The organism is Phyllobacterium trifolii (genome assembly GCF_014192095.1).
In the GTDB taxonomy this organism is placed as follows: Bacteria; Pseudomonadota; Alphaproteobacteria; order Rhizobiales; family Rhizobiaceae; genus Phyllobacterium; species Phyllobacterium trifolii.
Window position 1 is genome coordinate 1 of record NZ_JACHXN010000045.1, and the last position, 16299, is coordinate 16299.

Consider the following 16299-nt stretch of genomic DNA (forward strand, 5'->3'; position numbering starts at 1 on the left):
CTCATAAACGGCTCATCGGCTCATCCGCCGGCATGAGCCTTAACCCCGGAAAATTCCAGCTCCGGGTGGCCTAAAGACGGGTAGCACGTCAAATCCAGAACAGAGCTAACTTATAAATGCGGACACAAAGGGGAGCAGGTCACCGTCCTTGCAGAAGTCCAAACCGATTTGCTTGATCATAAAATGATGGTCTTCCCGATCTTTGGCTGTCCATGTGTTCGGAATTTGCCTTTCGAAGCACGAAGCAGCTTTTTCAAACGGCGTATCATGGTTGATGAGGCCAAGAAGCTTTGCGACGCGCCAGTGATGCGTATCGACAATAAGGGCGGGCATACGCAATCTGCTGGTATTCAAAACATAAGCGCTGATTTTGGGCCCGACGCCAGGTAGCTTCTCAAGCCATGCTTGAGCTTTTGGAACAGTCCATCCCTTTAGGAAATCGAGGTTAAGCGTGCCTTCTTTCTCTTTAATCAGGCGAAGAGCCGCTGGAATGAAATTGGCATACGTATCGGCATAAGTGATGTTTTGAATACAGGTATGGACCTCCTCATAGGGAGCCTTAGTCATCAAATCCCACGGTTGAAATGCTGCCCGAAGTTTGCAGAATGCATCCACGGATACCTTGCCGAGGGTCCGGTTGGCTCGTCATGGCAAAAACAAGGTGATCTATCGGATCTGAGCGAATTGAAACAGGCCAATCCCGTCCATAATGTGCCTTCAATCGATCATGGACAATGACGAGGGGGCTCGGGATTCCAAAATCCATAACATATTGCATGCCTCAATTATAGAACGAAAAGAGAACAAGTCCAGCAGTCAGGATGTCGCGTGAGGCGGCCGGCGGCCTTATTGCTCATGCGGTAATATCGATTACCCCACAATCACCAGCTTCTGTGCCGAATACCAATCTGTGCCCGCTTGTGTCCCAGTTCATCGAGGACATCGCGCTTTTACCACCACGGCGCAAGAGAACTTCTTTCTGATCGCCGAAACGGCCGACCAAAATCATCCCATCCGAGTAGCCGATCGCCACGATGTCTTCAACCGGATGGCAGGCAACAGCGGTGACCAGGTTATCGCCGCGCGTTCCAAGCTCAAGAGGTGCCTTGCCCATCGGGCCATCTTTTCCGGAAAACGGCCAAATGATAGCGGCGGGTGCACCCGATGTGGCCAGCCATTTGCCTTTCGCGCTCCAGGACCAGCTCTTCACCTTGTTGGGATAACCGGTCATGCGCATATGGCGATTGTCCTCAAGACGCCAGCCATGCAGAGCATTCTCTTGCATCGAGGTGACGAGAAAACGATTGTCCGGGGAAAAAATGACGGAGACGTGCGCACCTTTCCATTCAAGCTCGGTCGGAGCGCCGCTCGTTGCCGGCCAATGCAGGGTCACGCCATTATAACGGGCGACAGCCAATCGAAATCCCTTGGGGGCAAAGGCTACACCTTCGACACTGCGCTCATGCAGAATTTCGCGAACTGTACCATCGGCCGACCTTACCCACGCCGACCGACCGGACGCAAAGGCAATTGCACCATTCGGCGCTGCAGCCAAGGCCGTCATCCATTTGCGCGGGATGAGGCTTAGCTCTTTCGCTTGGCCGTTCAAGTCAGTCGCACAGATTCGGCCATCCTCGCCGCCGGTCAGGAGGGACCTGCCGTCAAACGAAGGCACTGCACAAAGCAACCCGTCATGGGCTTCAGTGACCTTATGACCATTGTCGAGGCGGTGTATGGTCCCATCGGCCAACGCAAAGAAAGGAACATCCCGGATAAAGCGTGCGTCAATGCAATGGCCGGCAAGATCAAGCGGGGCGATGGTCGGCATTAGGCAAGACAGCTTTCGAGGCCGGATTTCAATGCATCATGGTCGAGTTCCCGGCCGATAAATACGAGACGGCTCTCATGTTTTTCGCCGTCCTTCCAAGCACGCTGATGGTCACCTTCGATGATCATGTGCACACCCTGGATAACATAGCGTTCATGATCATTCTTGAACGCCAGAATGCCCTTCAGCCGAAGAATATTCGGCCCCTGCTCCTGTGTGATCTTTTGAATCCATGGGAAGAATTTGTCTGCGTTGAGCTCACCTGTCCGAAGCGAGACGGACTGAACCGTTACGTCATGTATAGGGGATGCATGATCGTGGTGATGATGGTCGTGCCCCTGGTGGTCGTGTCCATGATCGTGGTGGTGATGATGTTCGTGATCGTGATCGCAATCGGGGTCGCATTCATGATCTGGATGATCGTGATCGAGGAAATGCGGATCACTTTCCAGGGCCCGCGCCAGATCGAAAGCGCCGCGATCGAGAACGCGAGACAAATCAATGTCGGCCCGTTCGGTCCGGTGAATGACCGCATGCGGATTTATGGCGCGGACAGTCGCCTCAACCGCAGCAAGCTCTTCTGCAGTTACGAGGTCGGCTTTATTCAGAAGCACGACGTCGGCAAAAGCGATCTGGTCCTCCGCCTCGCGGCTGTCTTTTAGACGCAGTGGCAGATGCTTGGCATCGACCAATGCAACCACCGCATCGAGCATCGTTTTGCTGCGGACGTCGTCATCCATGAAGAAAGTCTGGGCAACCGGCACGGGATCGGCAAGCCCTGTCGTCTCGACGATAATGGCATCGAACCGCCCGGGACGGCGCATCAGGCCCTCCACCACGCGGATCAAGTCGCCGCGTACGGTGCAGCATATGCAGCCATTGTTCATTTCATAAATTTCTTCGTCCGATTCGACGATCAGATCGTTGTCGATACCGATCTCGCCAAATTCGTTGACGATGACAGCATACCGCTTGCCGTGATCTTCACTCAGGATGCGGTTGAGAAGTGTTGTTTTTCCTGAGCCAAGATAACCAGTCAGGACTGTCACCGGGATCTGGGCGGGACGTGCAGCTTCCGCTGCCATAGACTTCGTCTGAGCTTCACTCATCGTGTGCCTCTTTGAATGGATAGACCCACGATATAGGTGATCAGATCAGTTTTTGCCACACCTATAGCGTTCAAATGCGTGAATGAGTGCATCAATCCGATTGAGGTGCATCAGCTGAGGACAGAGCAATCGAACCTGCCGACGTCTTCGAGCAATTCCACAAGACCTTTCACACTGTGAGCGATAATTTCTTCGCCAGCTTCTGCAGTAGCGAGAGCTGCGTTGCCCGCTACGCCCTCCTTGTTCAGATCCGTCATTTTCCAGCCAAAAGCATGTGGGCCATAAGCACGCAGGTGTTTGTAGGTTTCGGCGTAGTGGCGTTGATTGGAACCGAAGTTTCTTGCTTTGGTCATATCCACAAGCTCGGGATGCAACGCGAGCATCACCGAAGTCTCGATGAATCCACCATGGATATCGAGTGCTTTGTCTTCGGGTAACATCAGGCCATCCGGCAAACCAAATCGGGTCCAGCTTGTTGTCACAGCAAGCATATTGAAACGAACCCGCAATTCCGTAGCGACGATCGTCATGAGCGGGGCGTTGCCGCCATGGGCATTCAGAAGGACCAGCTTCGATATGCCCCGCCGCGCTACCCTTTCGCCGATGCTGATCCAGCGATTTACCGCCTCGTTAAAGGTCAATGTCCGGGTACCGGCAATACCCATGTGTTCGATGGAGTAGCCAACCCGTTCGACAGGTAAAAAATCGACCGATAACGCCTGTGGGAGGGCATCCTTAAGCCGATCGACCAGACCTGCAGCGATAAGCGTATCGGTTTCATAGGGCAAATGCGGGCCATGCTGCTCATGCGCACCGAGAGGAAGGAGGGCAATCGTCGCTTGCTTCGGCATTTCCGGCTCATTCGTCCTATTTGATCCGGTCGGTGTGACCGGTGAAAGATAGTCACGTTCGATTGCAGTTTTACAGCCTTATTTGGCACCACGCACAAATTCGTCGGCAAATTTCATCAGATTGTCATATAAGAATTGTAACGCGGGTTTGCTGTGCAAGGAATGGGTCAATCCAGGTCGATTTGCTCATTCGGTTTTGGATTTGCTATTGTAATGGCTGTGTCAGCGCATAATGTTCGTCTGTTAACTACCCCCACAACAAGAACTAGCCGCCTTATCATCAACTGGTCAATACGTGATGTGCAAGCAGGAGTTTGAATGGTCAAGGATCGTAAACCCCTCATTCTTCATCGTCTGCAATCGACCGCAAGATTGACGCGGACGGCGCTGGCCACCCGATTGCTTGGCCATGGCTTCTATGCAGGGCAGGATGCGGTGATGCTGCAACTGGCCCACGAAGATGGTCTATCGCCGAGCGTTCTCGCCAAACGCCTTGGTGTGCGCCCGCCAACAATTACCAAGACGATCTCCCGCCTGCAAACACAAGGTTTCGTCAAGAAAGAAGGGTCCACGACAGACCAGCGTCAAGCCCATATTTTCCTGACAGATACCGGTAATGAGGCAATCAAATCAATCGAGAAGTCCATTCGCAAGACTGAAAAGGACGCGATGAAGGGGTTTGACAAGAAAGAGCGCAAGGCCTTTGTAAAAATGCTTTCGCGGCTTGAGATCAATCTATCAGCAGCGGAACTTTTACGCCAAACCGCCCCCGATGACGATCACGACGATGATGATGCCGACGACGAATAGACGATAGGTAAAAGTTTTTTCAATTGGCGGTTACAAAACGCATGAACTTGTTATCATGTGGGCAGTTCCTTCCCGCCTGATTGGTAAACCTGTTGTCACCACCTCTCCCGTCCTCGCAGGAAGTCGCGCCGGCTGCCGCCATTTTCTATATTTTTGCCGCCGGCTTTCTGTTCTCATGTCTCGATTCCAGTGCTAAATATCTGGTTCTGTCTGGTATTCCCACGGCGTTCATTTCCTGGATGCGGTTTGTGGAACACGCGATCCTGGCGCTGATCTTCTTTCGAGCCTGGTCAAATCCGCGGCTCTTCAAGGTTCGCAACATCCCCCTTCAATTCCTGCGTGGGCTTTGTTTGTTTGGCTCAACATATTTCAACTTTTATGCGTTGCAGACGATGCAACTCGGCGAGACGATCACCATAACCTTTGCAGCGCCAATGGTAATCGCAGCTTTGGCAGGTCCCCTGCTCGGCGAATGGGCAGGGTGGAGGCGGTGGGCAGCCATTATCGTCGCATTCATAGGAGTGCTGATCATTGCCCGCCCAGGATTTGGCGCGTTCAATCCCGGATTGCCTTATTCGATCGCTGCGATGCTAAGCTATTCGCTATACGTTCTTTTGACGCGCCGTATGGCGGTAACGGAATCGCCGGAGAGCCTGATTTTCTTTTCTGCTCTTGCCCCAGCTATATTGATGTCACCTGCGGTGATGCAGGCAGTCATTCCGGATACACCGTTTCAGATTGTTCTACTGCTGATACTCGGTTTTTTTGGCGGTCTTGGCCATTATCTGATCATCCTGGCTTACAGAAGAGCGACGACGGCTGCGCTAGCGCCCTATCCGTTCCTGCAAATCATCTGGATGCTGGCGTTCGGATATCTGTTTTTCAACCAATTTCCGGACGCATATACGCTCTGTGGTGCGGTTGTTATCATTGGCAGTGGTCTTTACGTCGTGCACCGCGAACGACAGTCGCGGGCGGCGGGCTTGAAAGGACTTTGATTTATTTGATTGCAATGGCATAACGCCGAGTACCATAACGTGGCTTATTTGATGATACTGTGGGGAGGCGGTTTTTTTGGCGCAGAAAATTAAGCTATCGACTATTGCCGACGCGCTGAAAGTGTCTACAGCAACCGTATCGCTGGCTTTGCGAGATAGTCCGCTCGTGGCCGATCAGACGCGTGAGAAGATAAAAGAACACGCTCGCGCTATCGGTTACATTTATAACCGGCGCGCCGCAAGCCTTCGCACTTCGCGGTCGGGCATTGTGGGTGTCGTGGTCCACGACATCATGAACCCGTTCTTTGCAGAAATATTGCGTGCAATCGAGGGCGAACTAGATCGTTCCGGCCAGACATTCATTTTATCCAATCACTATGATCAGTTGGATAAGCAACGGACATTCATAGATACAGTGCTGCAACTCGGGGGAGATGGTGTAATTATGTCCCCGGCTATCGGTACCCCGGCGGAAGATATTCGCATGGCGGAGGAAAATGGATTGCCGGTTGTGCTGATCGCCCGAACCGTCAAGGATGCCAATGTACCGGTCTTCCGCGGGGATGATGCTTATGGCATTGGCCTTGCCACAAACCACCTTATTTCCCTGGGACATACACGCATTGCCATGGTGGGCGGCACCGACCAGACATCCACGGGACGCGATCGTTACGAAGGCTATCTTCATGCAATGGAAAAAGCGGGCCTAGAGGCGAAACCGGAGTGGCGCATCCCAGGCCCGCGAACCAAACAAGCCGGCTTTGACGCCGCACCTCAGTTTCTCGCCTTGAAGGATCATCCGACTGCTGCGGTCTGCTGGAATGATCTTTCGGCGATCGGCATGATGAATGGCATTGCTCGCGCCGGATTGGTTGCAGGCGTCGATATTTCCGTTACCGGGTACGACGACCTTGAAGAGGCTGCAATCGCTACGCCGGCTTTGACAACTGTGTGGAACGGCCAGCGCGAAGTGGGACAGCGAGCAGCGAGGGCTCTGCTCGATCAGCTCAACGGTGCCGATACGCATGCACGGCAGGAATTGATCAAGCCGGAATTGCGAATCCGGCAGTCGACCTCAAAGCCAAAAGAGAGATAGCGGCGGCGCGCCAGATTAACTTATGCGGATGCTGCTTCACGCTTCATTAATTCTACGCGACTAGGTTCACAGGGCGTCTGTTTCCCGTGGAGTATAGTATGTTACTGGGTAAAACGACTTGTCTCGGCTTCGTCACTGCAGTGGCAGTAGTCGCCATGTTCCTCGATTTCGCGACTTTTACCTCCGACGAAGATGCGGACGTCGACATACAGACGACTGCGTCTGTACCAGCGGACACGGGTAGCCATGATGTGCCAAGATTTGTCATCAGTAGCCCAGGCGGAGGGGCGAGCTGCAAGGCGTTTCCTTTGGAAAATGGTACACCCGGCCATAATGCGCTCACGATCGACAACAGCTGCGGAAATCTCTATCCGCCGTTGGCAAACGCCAGGACGTGGCACAACAACGAAGATGGCACGATTGATCTTGCCGATAATCTTGGTCGTACTATCGTGGAATTCAGCCCAGGCGACGGTCTTGCCTACGTCAGTGTCGAACCGCGTTCTGTGATTCTATCGATGTCTACTGAGGGCGTTGACGCGTTCTAAATTACTCCGCCGCCTGCATTCGCTCGCGGCTTGCCTTGTGAGCGCGCGCGGCGTCGCCAAATGCTGCAAATATCTTCCGTGATGGACTATCACTCTTTACCCAGTATTCCGGATGCCACTGAACGCCAACAGCAAACGCGCGGGCAGTCTTGACTGAAACGGCTTCAATCGTGCCGTCATCAGCAACCGCTTCAATGTCAAGCTGTGGCGCGGGCTGATCGATGGCTTGCCGATGTACGGAGTTTACCTGGATAGCGTCGCTTTGCATGACATTCGCCAGACAGGATCCCGGCTTGATGTGCACTGGATGACGAATGGCGAAGCGTTCGGTCTGTTGATCGGATTGCGGCGCGCGGTGATCAATGCGCCCGTCGAGCTCTTGTATCTCGGTAGCAAGTGTACCGCCAAGGGCTACGTTCAGCTCCTGAATGCCGCGGCATATGGCCAATAGTGGTACGCCGCGCTCGATGGCTCTGCGAATCAGCGGAAGCGACGTAGCGTCACGCGCCGGGTCGTAAGGTTCGTGTGCTTCACTGGGTGCGACGCCGTAGAGAGCTGGATGAACATTCGATTTCGACCCGGTGATGAGAACGCCATCGACACCGTCAAGAATGGCATCAATATCGAGGCCATCGCCAAATGACGGAACGATCAACGGAATAACGCCAGCCGCTTCGTATGCCGCCATAAGATATTGATCCGGGGCTGCGTGCCACGTGTAATTTTCGAACGTACGTACATCTGACGTTATGGCGACGAGAGGTTGCCGCATCATGTTAACTCCATAAAAGACCTCGCCTGAATGTAGTGTAAGTTGCCCCCATTTCCAATGCCGACGCGAGCGGTGAAAAATATTGCGCGATGACGCATTCGACGTTTGCGTCCAGCCATTTCAATGTGTCGTTCTGCCTGCAGGTTCATCTGCTGGACTTGAATTGATGAGTGTGTATGGTGATCACGAGATCGGGAGGACCAGACAGGATCGTCTGGTGATCTGGGCCGATAGAATTGAAGATCATAGTCTGGAGGAGAATGTATGGATCGTCGTTCGTTCATCACGAAGGCAGGATTTGCCGGGGTAGGAGCTGCAGCAGCCACCACGCTTGCGGCGCCTGCGATTGCACAGTCAACGCCGAAGGTCACCTGGCGTTGCGCATCGTCATTCCCGAAATCATTGGATACGATTTACGGCGGCGCCGAAGTATTGTCGAAGTACTTGAGGGAAGCGACTGACGGTAACTTCACGATCCAGCCATTCGCCGCTGGCGAAATCGTTCCTGGTCTTCAGGCCGCTGACGCGGCAGCGGCCGGTACGGTCGAACTTTGCCACACCGTCGCGTATTATTACTGGGGCAAGGACCCCACTTGGGCCCTGGGTGCGGCTGTGCCCTTTGCGCTCAATGCGCGCGGCATGAACGCCTGGCAATATCATGGCGGCGGCATCGATCTCATGAACGAATTCTTCAACAAACAGGGTCTGCAAGCCTATCCGGGCGGCAACACCGGCGTACAGATGGGTGGCTGGTTCCGCAAGGAGATCAAGACCGTCGAAGATCTCAAGGGCCTCAAGATGCGTGTTGGCGGCTTTGCCGGCAAAGTTCTGGAGACACTTGGCGTTGTGCCACAGCAGATTGCAGGCGGTGATATCTATCCGGCTCTTGAGAAAGGCACGATCGATGCCGCTGAATGGGTTGGACCCTATGACGATGAGAAGCTCGGCTTTCAGAAGGTTGCGCCCTATTATTATTACCCCGGTTGGTGGGAAGGTGGCCCGACCGTCAGTTTCATGGTCAACAAGCAAAAGTGGGATTCCCTTCCTCCAGCTTATCAATCGCTGTTCCGTACGGCAGCTCAGGCAACTGATGCCAACATGTTGCAGAAGTACGACTACGTAAATCCGGCCGCGATCAAGCGTCTCGTGGCTGGTGGTGCGCAACTGCGGCCCTTTAGCCCCGAGATCCTGACCGCTTGTTTCGAAGCAGCCAACGGGGTCTATGCACAACTCGAAGACAGCAATGAGCCATTCAAGAAAATCTGGAATTCGATCAAGGCATTCCGCAATGAACATTTCCTGTATGCACAGGTTGCGGAATACACTTTTGATACGTTCATGATGGTGCAGCAACGTAACGGAAAGCTGTGATCCATTGTCGCCAAAGGAAAACGAAGACCCCGACCCGCATAAGGCCGGGGTTCTTTATGCCGCCTGTTGCCAGCTCTCAAGGAGCAGTCTAACAGTGACGCAACAATTCGGCACGATGTTCACTGGTATTTTCAATGACGGATAGTCCTTCTATTTCTGTTGCGGGCAAGAATATTGCGGTTACCGGGGGCTCTTCTGGCCTGGGTCTGAGAATGGTGCAGGTACTTGCTGCTCATGGTGCGAACGTCGTTTCGATCTCGCGAACGCCCGCTCCCGACAATGCGCATCGATCCAACATTCTCAACATCATTGCCGATGTCACGGTCGCGGCTGATATCGGGCGCGCTTTTGACGAGGCGGAGCAAAACCTTGGAACCGTGACGGTGGTGTTCAACAATGCTGGTGTGGCTACGATCGAGCGGGCTCTTACCACGACCCGCGAACAACTGCGGCACATCTTCGAAGTAAACGTCGAGGGTGCATTTTTTATCGCCCAGGAGGCTGCCAAACGAATGATAGCCAAGGGTGTTGGCGGCTCCATTATCAATCTCTCAAGCATTCTGGCTGATGCGCCCCTCAAAGGTTCAGGTGCATACGCCATGTCGAAGGCGGCAGTAGCCCAGATGACTAAGTCGCTGGCGCTCGAATGGGCGCCGCACGGCATCCGGGTCAACGCTATTGCACCTGGCTGGTTTCCGACCCGTCTCAATGAGACAATCATGGATGGGCCGGCCAAAGGCTTTCTCAAGGGCAAGAATCCCATGCGCCGGTTAGGGGAGGCGGAAGACATTGATGGGGCAGTGTTGATGCTGGCTTCGGACGCCAGCAGCTATATTACGGGGACGGTTATTACGATCGACGGTGGCCATAGCCTGCAAGGCTAAATGCGCTCGGTTTCTTGAACGTTAGTGCGTGTGGCGAGGACAAAAACGAGCAGGGAAAATACGGCCGCATCCCGCCACAAGACAGAAAAGTATCCACCCCATAAAGATTCTATGATGCCGATGACCGCTGCACCGAATGCCGCGTACAGGGGCCGTGAAAATCCTCCGGCGGCAGTAATAAAGAGGATTTTCAAGCCGAAGATCATACCGGTGTTGAAACTGACATTGCCGTAGTAGAGCGCTGCAAGAAATCCAGCGAGCGCACACACACCATAGGCCGCCAGGATAGCCTGTGTCCTTACTCTCGATGGATCGATGCCGCAGAGCGCCGAGGCTGCGGGTTCATCGCTGACAGCGCGCCAGATTCTCCCTGCGGACGTGCGCAACATGATCATCTCGCCAACGGCGATAACGGAGAAGGCGATCACGATGTTGACGATCTGCAACTGGGTCAAACTGATACCAATCGCCGGTCCGAGCAATCGAACAGGGTCTGCAAGCAATGGCGGTAGCCAATAGTCCCTCGTGTTCGCTGCAATGCGCGACAGTTCCATCAGGAAAATACTAAGACCAAGCGTCGCCACCAGCACTGTATTGCGGTTCCCTGCATCGAGCGGGGCGTAGATGAATCTTGCTATGATGTAACCGCCTATGCCGACATAAACGATAGCAATGAAGGTTCCGAGTGAAAGCGCGGCTGGCAACGTCATCCACAGCACAGACCATCCGAATGCTGTCGCCAGAATAAAGGTCTGACCGGAAAAGGCGAAAATAGCACCAAGCGACAGGTCAGTGCGATGCGTCAGCCCGTGGATGAGCACATAACCATACGCGAGCAATGAATAAAGCGCGGCGTTGTGAATGCCATTTAAAAGAAGTTGAAGAAAATATGCCATCTGCCGCTCTCTACCCACGTCCATTCTAACTTGCAAAATTGATTTTACCAGTTAGAATTTTGCCATGACATTTGATTGGAACGCTCATCGATTCAGCGGAGGTGTGTTGGCCCTGGACTTGGCGAACACAGTGATTTTTCGCGGTGACCCGCAGCGCTCGCTGGATCGTTTTGATGACCCGAATGAATTGCCGCGCTTTGCGGAAGCTGCAGCAATTTTCCGGATTGGCGAATGGGGAAACGTGCAGTTCCACCCCCCGCTGTCACAAAAGGAAACTGAAGCGCTCATCGGCATTCGCGAGGTAATCAACAGCTTATTTCGAAGCGCCACCCGTGAAGGCAGCCTGCAGTCCGGAGACTTATCCACATTCCTGCGTCTTGGCTCCGATCTTGTATGCAATGAGCCGGAAGGGCGAGACCTCAGGCTACCAAATCTGTCGGAAAAGAAGCGCGAATTATCTCTGGGCGCAGCAGCCTTTCTTTCGGCTATGCGTCTACTCGATCCCGCACGACTGGAACGGATCAAGGCCTGTCCGAATTGCTATTGGCTTTATCTCGATGAGAGCCGTAATCGGAGCCGCCGGTGGTGCGATATGAATGTCTGCGGCAATCGGGCGAAAGCCCGGCGGCACTATAATCGCAATGTAAAGCAGGCTGGAAACAATCATGTTTGACAAAGCAAAATTCGTGCGTCCAGGAGTGTCGCTGTTTCTCGTCGGACTTCTGTCTCTGAGCGCGTGCCGCGACTCAGGTGAGGGCGACTACGTGAATGTCTCCGGCAAGATTTTTGTCTTCAACTACCGGATAGCAGAGGCGACCTATCTGCTTACGTTGGCAAAGCTGCGCCCGTTGCCCGATGGCTCAATGCTGGAGACGACTTTTGAAAATCCGGCGGGGGGCGATCCGATGATTGTTCGGCAGAAGATATGGCCGACGATGGAAAAAATCACAATTGAAAGTCCCCCAGTTAAATGCGTGAAGGCAAACCGGGAATATAAAGTCAGCATGCGCCTTGAAGACGCCAATGGTAAATTACTGCAAACAATTGAGCGGAAGATGATTTCAGACACGGATCAGTCTGTCATGCCGGATAAACCGCTGGTTGTCGGTCCTTTCTATGATCCCAATCCGGATAAAGGCTCAGCAGGAGATCCCTCTGCGGCTTGCCCTGCTTAGGTCGTTTACGACTTAATTCAACTGATGCCGACCGTCCGTTGAAATACAGAAGGTTATCGTATTCTGGTTCTTTTCAGGAATTGGTAATTCTATTTTCCTAATTATGCAATTTAGATTTGACATGCGGTAAGAATAAATACTCTAACTCGTTGTCCAATCTCTGTTTTCATTGTCGTTGGCGTTTCTATGTAAGTAATCGGTAACGTATCCGTAGCGGGTACAGTTGTGCGCGGGCATTTGATGAGAACTGACCTCAGCGAGAGCATGTCACTCGACACCATTTTTCTTCGCACACTTTATGCGAACAAGGAGGCAATCTGGTGGACCTCCATCGTACAGATTACCGCCACCTTGATGATCTATATCAAGACCCATAATCCGATCTATATTGCCTTCGCCGTCGCATTCTTCGTCACTGTTATTGGCAGGATGGCAAATGCAAATGCTTTCGAACAGGCTAATCTGACCGAAGCAACGGCGGCTACCTTGAAGAAATGGGAATGGCGTTATTTGTCCGGTGCGCTGGGCACGTGTATCCTTCTCGGATTTCTGTGTTTTGTCAGCATCTATATCTTGGCTGACCCATCGGCAGCCATCACCAGTATCATTATCGTTGTTGCTTCAACGGTTGCACTCGTTACGCGGAACTTCGTTTCACGTACAGTTGTGATCGGAATGTCGGTCGCTCTGCTTGCGCCGCTGTTCGTGACGTTCATCCTTCTCGGCGGTTTTTATAATTGGCTGCTCGCTTTGCTTATTCTCCCCTTCTTATGGAGCAATATCGGCATTGCCGCAAATTTGCGCCAGTCGCTTTTCGATGCACTGCTGGGCAAACGGCAACTTGGTATCGTCGTCAACAACTTCGACGCGGCACTTAACGGCATGCCGCAAGGCCTGCTGATGTTCGATCGAAACCAGACCATTACTGTTGCCAACATGAAGGCGGCGAAAATGATGGGGTTCGATAATCCTGAACAGCTCCGAGGCAGATCATTGGAAACGCTGTTGCGTCTGGCTCAACTGCGGACCTACTTTTCCAGTGAGGCACTGGAAGCCCTGCGTACGAAGATGCGGGATCTTTTGGCGGGGGCAAAGCAACGGGACGTGTTCGTGTCGCCGGCTAAACGCCACTTCGAGTTTACAGCGACGCCAGATCCAGAGCGCGGTACAGTTCTAATATTCCAGGATGTTACCCGCCGTGCGGAAGCTGAAGCGCAAATTAGCCGGATGGCACGCTACGATAGCCTTACCGGCTTGCCGAATCGCAGTCAGTTTGCCGAGATCGCCAGTTCGTATATTGAGATGGCTGAGCAAGACGCACAAATCGCTCTTATGGTTGTCGACATCGATGGGTTGAAACGAACGAACGATACGTTTGGCCACCGCATTGGCGATGAGCTGCTTCGCGCGTTTGCCGATCGCTTGACGTTGGCTGACGCAAACGGTCCCGTGATCTCACGCTTTGGAAGCGACGAGTTCGTCCTGCTGTTCTCCGCGCCGACGCGGAATGCGGCGCTGGAATCTGTGGACCGCATCATGCGCATGGTTTCCGGCCAATACCTTGTTTCCGGCCATGATATTTTAACCGGCGCGAATGCCGGCGTAGCGATTGCCAATGCGGCCGAGTTTGATCTTGTTGTGATGCACATGAATGCTGATCTGGCGCTCGACGTTGCGAAGAAAGACAGCAAGAAAGATTGGGCTGTCTTCGTCGAAACCATGGACCATTCGTTCCGCAGCAAGCAACGGCTCAAAGCGGATTTGCGGAAGGCGATTGCCGAGAACGCGTTGACCGTAGCCTATCAGCCCATAGTGAACGTTCGGACCCTGCGCATGACGGCTTGCGAAGCCCTCTCCCGATGGCATCACCCGGAGTTTGGCCCGATTTCTCCGGCTGAGTTCATTCCCATGGCGGAGGAAATGGGGCTCATTTCCGATCTCACCCGGTGCGTGGTCGAACGCGCCATCAAGGATTGCAATGGATGGGAGTCACGGATCGCCGTTTCGGTCAACCTGTCATCCTATGATCTGCAGAACATGGACATGGTGAATATTATTCGATCCGCTCTGAGGCGCTACGACGTTGAGCCGCATCTGCTGGAGGTGGAAGTAACGGAAGGTGCGCTCATAACGGATCGAGAAAGTACCGGGAGCGTTCTTTCGGAGCTCAAGGATTTTGGCGTACAGGTTGCAATTGATGATTTCGGCACGGGCTATTCAAGCCTGAGCTATCTGAAGGATCTTCCGGTCACGAAGGTCAAGATCGACCGTTCTTTTATCGCCGATATTGTTGCGGAGGGAAGGTCCCTCAAACTGCTTCGTGGCATCGTGCAGATGTCGCACGAACTCGGATTGTCGGTGACAATCGAGGGACTTGAAACCAACGAACAGTCCGAGTTGATCAGTGAATGGATCGGCGCCGAATATGTGCAGGGTTTCTTGTATGGTGCTGCGATGCCCGCGCAGGATATTGCAAGGCTTCTTGATGCTCCAATGGAACAGAAATTGGTTGCAGTGACAGAATACGCTGTGTCCTTGCACTGACCTTGGGATATCCGTTTTTTCACAACGAACAATGTCCATTGGATAAGGTGCTTCCCACGCTGACAACGAGACGGCGCTGACCTAAACTGCATTTGAAACATTGCCGCCGATAAATCTCAAATGGGAAGAAATCGACATGATTGCTCAGATAGCCATTGCACCACTCGTCGCCTTGATCGCAGGGATACTTATTCTGATCGCCCCTCGGCTGTTGAATTATATCGTTGCGCTCTATCTGATCATTATCGGCGTGACAGGACTGTTTCCGCATCTCCTCACATAAGGCAGCTCTATCTTCGAAAGGGAATAAACTCTTTCTTTGATTTATATCGATTGAGTGCCTGCAAGCGACTATCTGCGCATTGCGCTGATGCGGTGTTTTCGCTATTGCCAATGCGACATCGACTATAAGAGGTTTGAAGATGGCTGATCATCACGATACTGCGCCAGCAGAATTGGGCGCTTCCATGGATTACAAGGAACATGAAAGCACCTACAATCTGTTCCTGGCGCTCTCGAAATGGGGCGTTGTATCCTGTGCAGCGTTGCTGGTTGCTATGGCATTCGGGTTTTTCGTCGGAGGCTTCTTCTCTGCCACACTCCTTTTCATCATTGTTTGCGTTGCCGCTTGGTTTTTTCTCTAGGGCAGGCTGTTCTGTAAAAAATACCGGGCGGGTAACCTTTGAAAGGCGTTCACTCGAACGATCCGAATATCAGGGTTTCCAACCGTCATAAGACGCTAGCCGCGCTGGTCTCGGGACGAGGCCACTGGTTTTGTTGTGTTTAACTTGCTTGGGGGTGAGAGCTTGGCTCAGACACTGTTCATACCGAAAGAGATCGACGAGCCGCGGGTTGGCGGTTCGCCGGAGACGGTCAAGAAGCTGACGGCCCTCGGCTTTGCGGTTGTTGTCGAGGCTGGCGCGGGGGTTGCCTCGCGCATACCGGACGGCGAGTTTGTCGCGGCGGGAGCGGCGATCGGCAAGGCGGCTGATATCGCCAGGGCCGATGTGGTGCTGAAAGTGCGCCGGCCGTCCTCGGCCGAGCTCAAGGCCTACAAGAAGGGTGCGGTGGTCATTGCCATGCTCGACCCTTACGGCAACGATGCGGCGGTCAAGGCGCTCGCCGATGCGGGGGTCACGGCCTTCACCATGGAATTCATGCCGCGCATCACCAGGGCGCAGGTCATGGACGTTCTGTCGAGCCAGGCCAATCTTGCCGGCTATCAGGCGGTGATCGATGCGGCTTCGGAATATGACCGCGCGCTTCCGATGATGATGACGGCGGCCGGCACCGTGCCTGCCGCCAAAGTGTTCATCATGGGTGTCGGTGTTGCCGGGCTGCAGGCGATTGCCACGGCGCGCCGGCTTGGTGCGGTGGTGACGGCAACCGATGTGCGTCCGGCGGTCAAGGAACAGGT

The 16299-nt window shown here is 53.5% G+C and carries 18 protein-coding genes; 12 read left to right on the forward strand and 6 right to left on the reverse strand.

The window, feature by feature from the left end:
• Positions 1-105: 105 nt before the first annotated feature.
• From FHS21_RS29695 to FHS21_RS29710, 4 genes are all read right to left on the reverse strand, one after another.
• A complete protein-coding gene (locus tag FHS21_RS29695) occupies positions 106-567 on the reverse strand; it encodes an endonuclease III domain-containing protein (RefSeq protein ID WP_183665685.1) in 462 nt (153 codons plus the stop codon).
• 286 nt (positions 568-853) lie between these two features.
• Positions 854-1828, reverse strand: coding sequence for a WD40 repeat domain-containing protein (locus FHS21_RS29700; RefSeq protein ID WP_112532330.1), 975 nt, complete (start codon positions 1826-1828; stop codon positions 854-856).
• Positions 1828-2913, reverse strand: a complete 1086-nt coding sequence (locus FHS21_RS29705) for a CobW family GTP-binding protein (protein ID WP_376772246.1) — start codon at positions 2911-2913, stop codon at positions 1828-1830. The genes FHS21_RS29700 and FHS21_RS29705 overlap by 1 nt, the downstream gene beginning before the upstream one ends.
• A gap of 134 nt (positions 2914-3047) precedes the next feature.
• Positions 3048-3788, reverse strand: coding sequence for a creatininase family protein (locus FHS21_RS29710; RefSeq protein WP_183665689.1), 741 nt, complete (start codon positions 3786-3788; stop codon positions 3048-3050).
• A 318-nt stretch (positions 3789-4106) separates the two neighbouring features.
• On the opposite strand from FHS21_RS29710, the gene FHS21_RS29715 reads away from it, so the two are divergent.
• The 4 genes from FHS21_RS29715 to FHS21_RS29730 all read left to right on the forward strand — a co-directional run bounded on the left by FHS21_RS29715 (position 4107) and on the right by FHS21_RS29730 (position 7240).
• Positions 4107-4598, forward strand: coding sequence for a MarR family winged helix-turn-helix transcriptional regulator (locus tag FHS21_RS29715; RefSeq protein ID WP_112532327.1), 492 nt, complete (start codon positions 4107-4109; stop codon positions 4596-4598).
• A gap of 92 nt (positions 4599-4690) precedes the next feature.
• A complete protein-coding gene (locus tag FHS21_RS29720) occupies positions 4691-5596 on the forward strand; it encodes a DMT family transporter (protein ID WP_112532335.1) in 906 nt (301 codons plus the stop codon).
• 76 nt (positions 5597-5672) lie between these two features.
• Positions 5673-6692 (forward strand): LacI family DNA-binding transcriptional regulator, encoded by a 1020-nt coding sequence (locus FHS21_RS29725; protein WP_112532326.1) that lies wholly within the window; start codon positions 5673-5675, stop codon positions 6690-6692.
• A 98-nt stretch (positions 6693-6790) separates the two neighbouring features.
• The gene (locus FHS21_RS29730) at positions 6791-7240 is read left to right on the forward strand and encodes a hypothetical protein (RefSeq protein ID WP_112532325.1); all 450 of its coding nucleotides are present in this window, start codon (positions 6791-6793) and stop codon (positions 7238-7240) included.
• Between the two features lies 1 nt (position 7241).
• Here FHS21_RS29730 and FHS21_RS29735 read toward each other — a convergent pair whose 3' ends face one another.
• The gene (locus tag FHS21_RS29735) at positions 7242-8012 is read right to left on the reverse strand and encodes a gamma-glutamyl-gamma-aminobutyrate hydrolase family protein (RefSeq protein WP_112532334.1); all 771 of its coding nucleotides are present in this window, start codon (positions 8010-8012) and stop codon (positions 7242-7244) included.
• Positions 8013-8276: 264 nt separating this feature from the next.
• On the opposite strand from FHS21_RS29735, the gene FHS21_RS29740 reads away from it, so the two are divergent.
• Both FHS21_RS29740 and FHS21_RS29745 read left to right on the forward strand, forming a co-directional pair.
• Entirely contained in the window at positions 8277-9383 is a 1107-nt protein-coding gene (locus tag FHS21_RS29740) for a TRAP transporter substrate-binding protein (RefSeq protein WP_112532324.1), read from the forward strand.
• Between the two features lie 134 nt (positions 9384-9517).
• Complete coding sequence (locus tag FHS21_RS29745; RefSeq protein WP_112532323.1) at positions 9518-10267, forward strand: SDR family NAD(P)-dependent oxidoreductase; 750 nt, start codon at positions 9518-9520, stop codon at positions 10265-10267.
• Here FHS21_RS29745 and FHS21_RS29750 read toward each other — a convergent pair.
• Positions 10264-11163 carry a branched-chain amino acid ABC transporter permease gene (locus FHS21_RS29750; RefSeq protein WP_183665691.1) on the reverse strand — a complete coding sequence of 300 codons (900 nt, stop codon included), beginning with the start codon at positions 11161-11163 and terminating at the stop codon, positions 10264-10266. The genes FHS21_RS29745 and FHS21_RS29750 overlap by 4 nt on opposite strands.
• 64 nt (positions 11164-11227) lie before the next feature.
• Here FHS21_RS29750 and FHS21_RS29755 point away from each other — a divergent pair, with 64 nt between their 5' ends.
• From FHS21_RS29755 to FHS21_RS29780, 6 genes are all read left to right on the forward strand, one after another.
• Positions 11228-11836: a CGNR zinc finger domain-containing protein gene (locus FHS21_RS29755; protein ID WP_112532321.1), complete on the forward strand. Its 609-nt coding sequence runs from the start codon at positions 11228-11230 to the stop codon at positions 11834-11836.
• A complete protein-coding gene (locus FHS21_RS29760) occupies positions 11829-12338 on the forward strand; it encodes a hypothetical protein (RefSeq protein ID WP_183665693.1) in 510 nt (169 codons plus the stop codon). The genes FHS21_RS29755 and FHS21_RS29760 overlap by 8 nt, the downstream gene beginning before the upstream one ends.
• A gap of 240 nt (positions 12339-12578) precedes the next feature.
• A complete protein-coding gene (locus FHS21_RS29765; RefSeq protein ID WP_183665694.1) occupies positions 12579-14882 on the forward strand; it encodes a putative bifunctional diguanylate cyclase/phosphodiesterase in 2304 nt (767 codons plus the stop codon).
• A gap of 136 nt (positions 14883-15018) precedes the next feature.
• On the forward strand, positions 15019-15165 hold the full coding sequence (locus FHS21_RS29770; protein ID WP_112532332.1) for a DUF3096 domain-containing protein: 147 nt from the start codon (positions 15019-15021) through the stop codon (positions 15163-15165).
• A gap of 139 nt (positions 15166-15304) precedes the next feature.
• Positions 15305-15526, forward strand: a complete 222-nt coding sequence (locus FHS21_RS29775) for an aa3-type cytochrome c oxidase subunit IV (RefSeq protein ID WP_112532319.1) — start codon at positions 15305-15307, stop codon at positions 15524-15526.
• A 162-nt stretch (positions 15527-15688) separates the two neighbouring features.
• Positions 15689-16299: Rossmann-fold NAD(P)-binding domain-containing protein (locus FHS21_RS29780; protein WP_512699181.1), on the forward strand; the 611-nt coding region annotated here is incomplete at its 3' end.

Bases quoted from the DNA above. Each gene is read 5' to 3' on its own strand.
- FHS21_RS29695 (WP_183665685.1), bottom strand. From the start codon at position 567: ATGACTAAGGCTCCCTATGAGGAGGTCCATACCTGTATTCAAAACATC.
- FHS21_RS29700 (WP_112532330.1), bottom strand. From the start codon at position 1,828: ATGCCGACCATCGCCCCGCTTGATCTTGCCGGCCATTGCATTGACGCA.
- FHS21_RS29705 (WP_376772246.1), bottom strand. From the start codon at position 2,913: ATGGCAGCGGAAGCTGCACGTCCCGCCCAGATCCCGGTGACAGTCCTG.
- FHS21_RS29710 (WP_183665689.1), bottom strand. From the start codon at position 3,788: ATGCCGAAGCAAGCGACGATTGCCCTCCTTCCTCTCGGTGCGCATGAG.
- FHS21_RS29715 (WP_112532327.1), top strand. From the start codon at position 4,107: ATGGTCAAGGATCGTAAACCCCTCATTCTTCATCGTCTGCAATCGACC.
- FHS21_RS29730 (WP_112532325.1), top strand. From the start codon at position 6,791: ATGTTACTGGGTAAAACGACTTGTCTCGGCTTCGTCACTGCAGTGGCA.
- FHS21_RS29735 (WP_112532334.1), bottom strand. From the start codon at position 8,012: ATGCGGCAACCTCTCGTCGCCATAACGTCAGATGTACGTACGTTCGAA.
- FHS21_RS29740 (WP_112532324.1), top strand. From the start codon at position 8,277: ATGGATCGTCGTTCGTTCATCACGAAGGCAGGATTTGCCGGGGTAGGA.
- FHS21_RS29745 (WP_112532323.1), top strand. From the start codon at position 9,518: ATGACGGATAGTCCTTCTATTTCTGTTGCGGGCAAGAATATTGCGGTT.
- FHS21_RS29750 (WP_183665691.1), bottom strand. From the start codon at position 11,163: ATGGCATATTTTCTTCAACTTCTTTTAAATGGCATTCACAACGCCGCG.
- FHS21_RS29755 (WP_112532321.1), top strand. From the start codon at position 11,228: ATGACATTTGATTGGAACGCTCATCGATTCAGCGGAGGTGTGTTGGCC.
- FHS21_RS29760 (WP_183665693.1), top strand. From the start codon at position 11,829: ATGTTTGACAAAGCAAAATTCGTGCGTCCAGGAGTGTCGCTGTTTCTC.
- FHS21_RS29765 (WP_183665694.1), top strand. From the start codon at position 12,579: ATGAGAACTGACCTCAGCGAGAGCATGTCACTCGACACCATTTTTCTT.
- FHS21_RS29770 (WP_112532332.1), top strand. From the start codon at position 15,019: ATGATTGCTCAGATAGCCATTGCACCACTCGTCGCCTTGATCGCAGGG.
- FHS21_RS29775 (WP_112532319.1), top strand. From the start codon at position 15,305: ATGGCTGATCATCACGATACTGCGCCAGCAGAATTGGGCGCTTCCATG.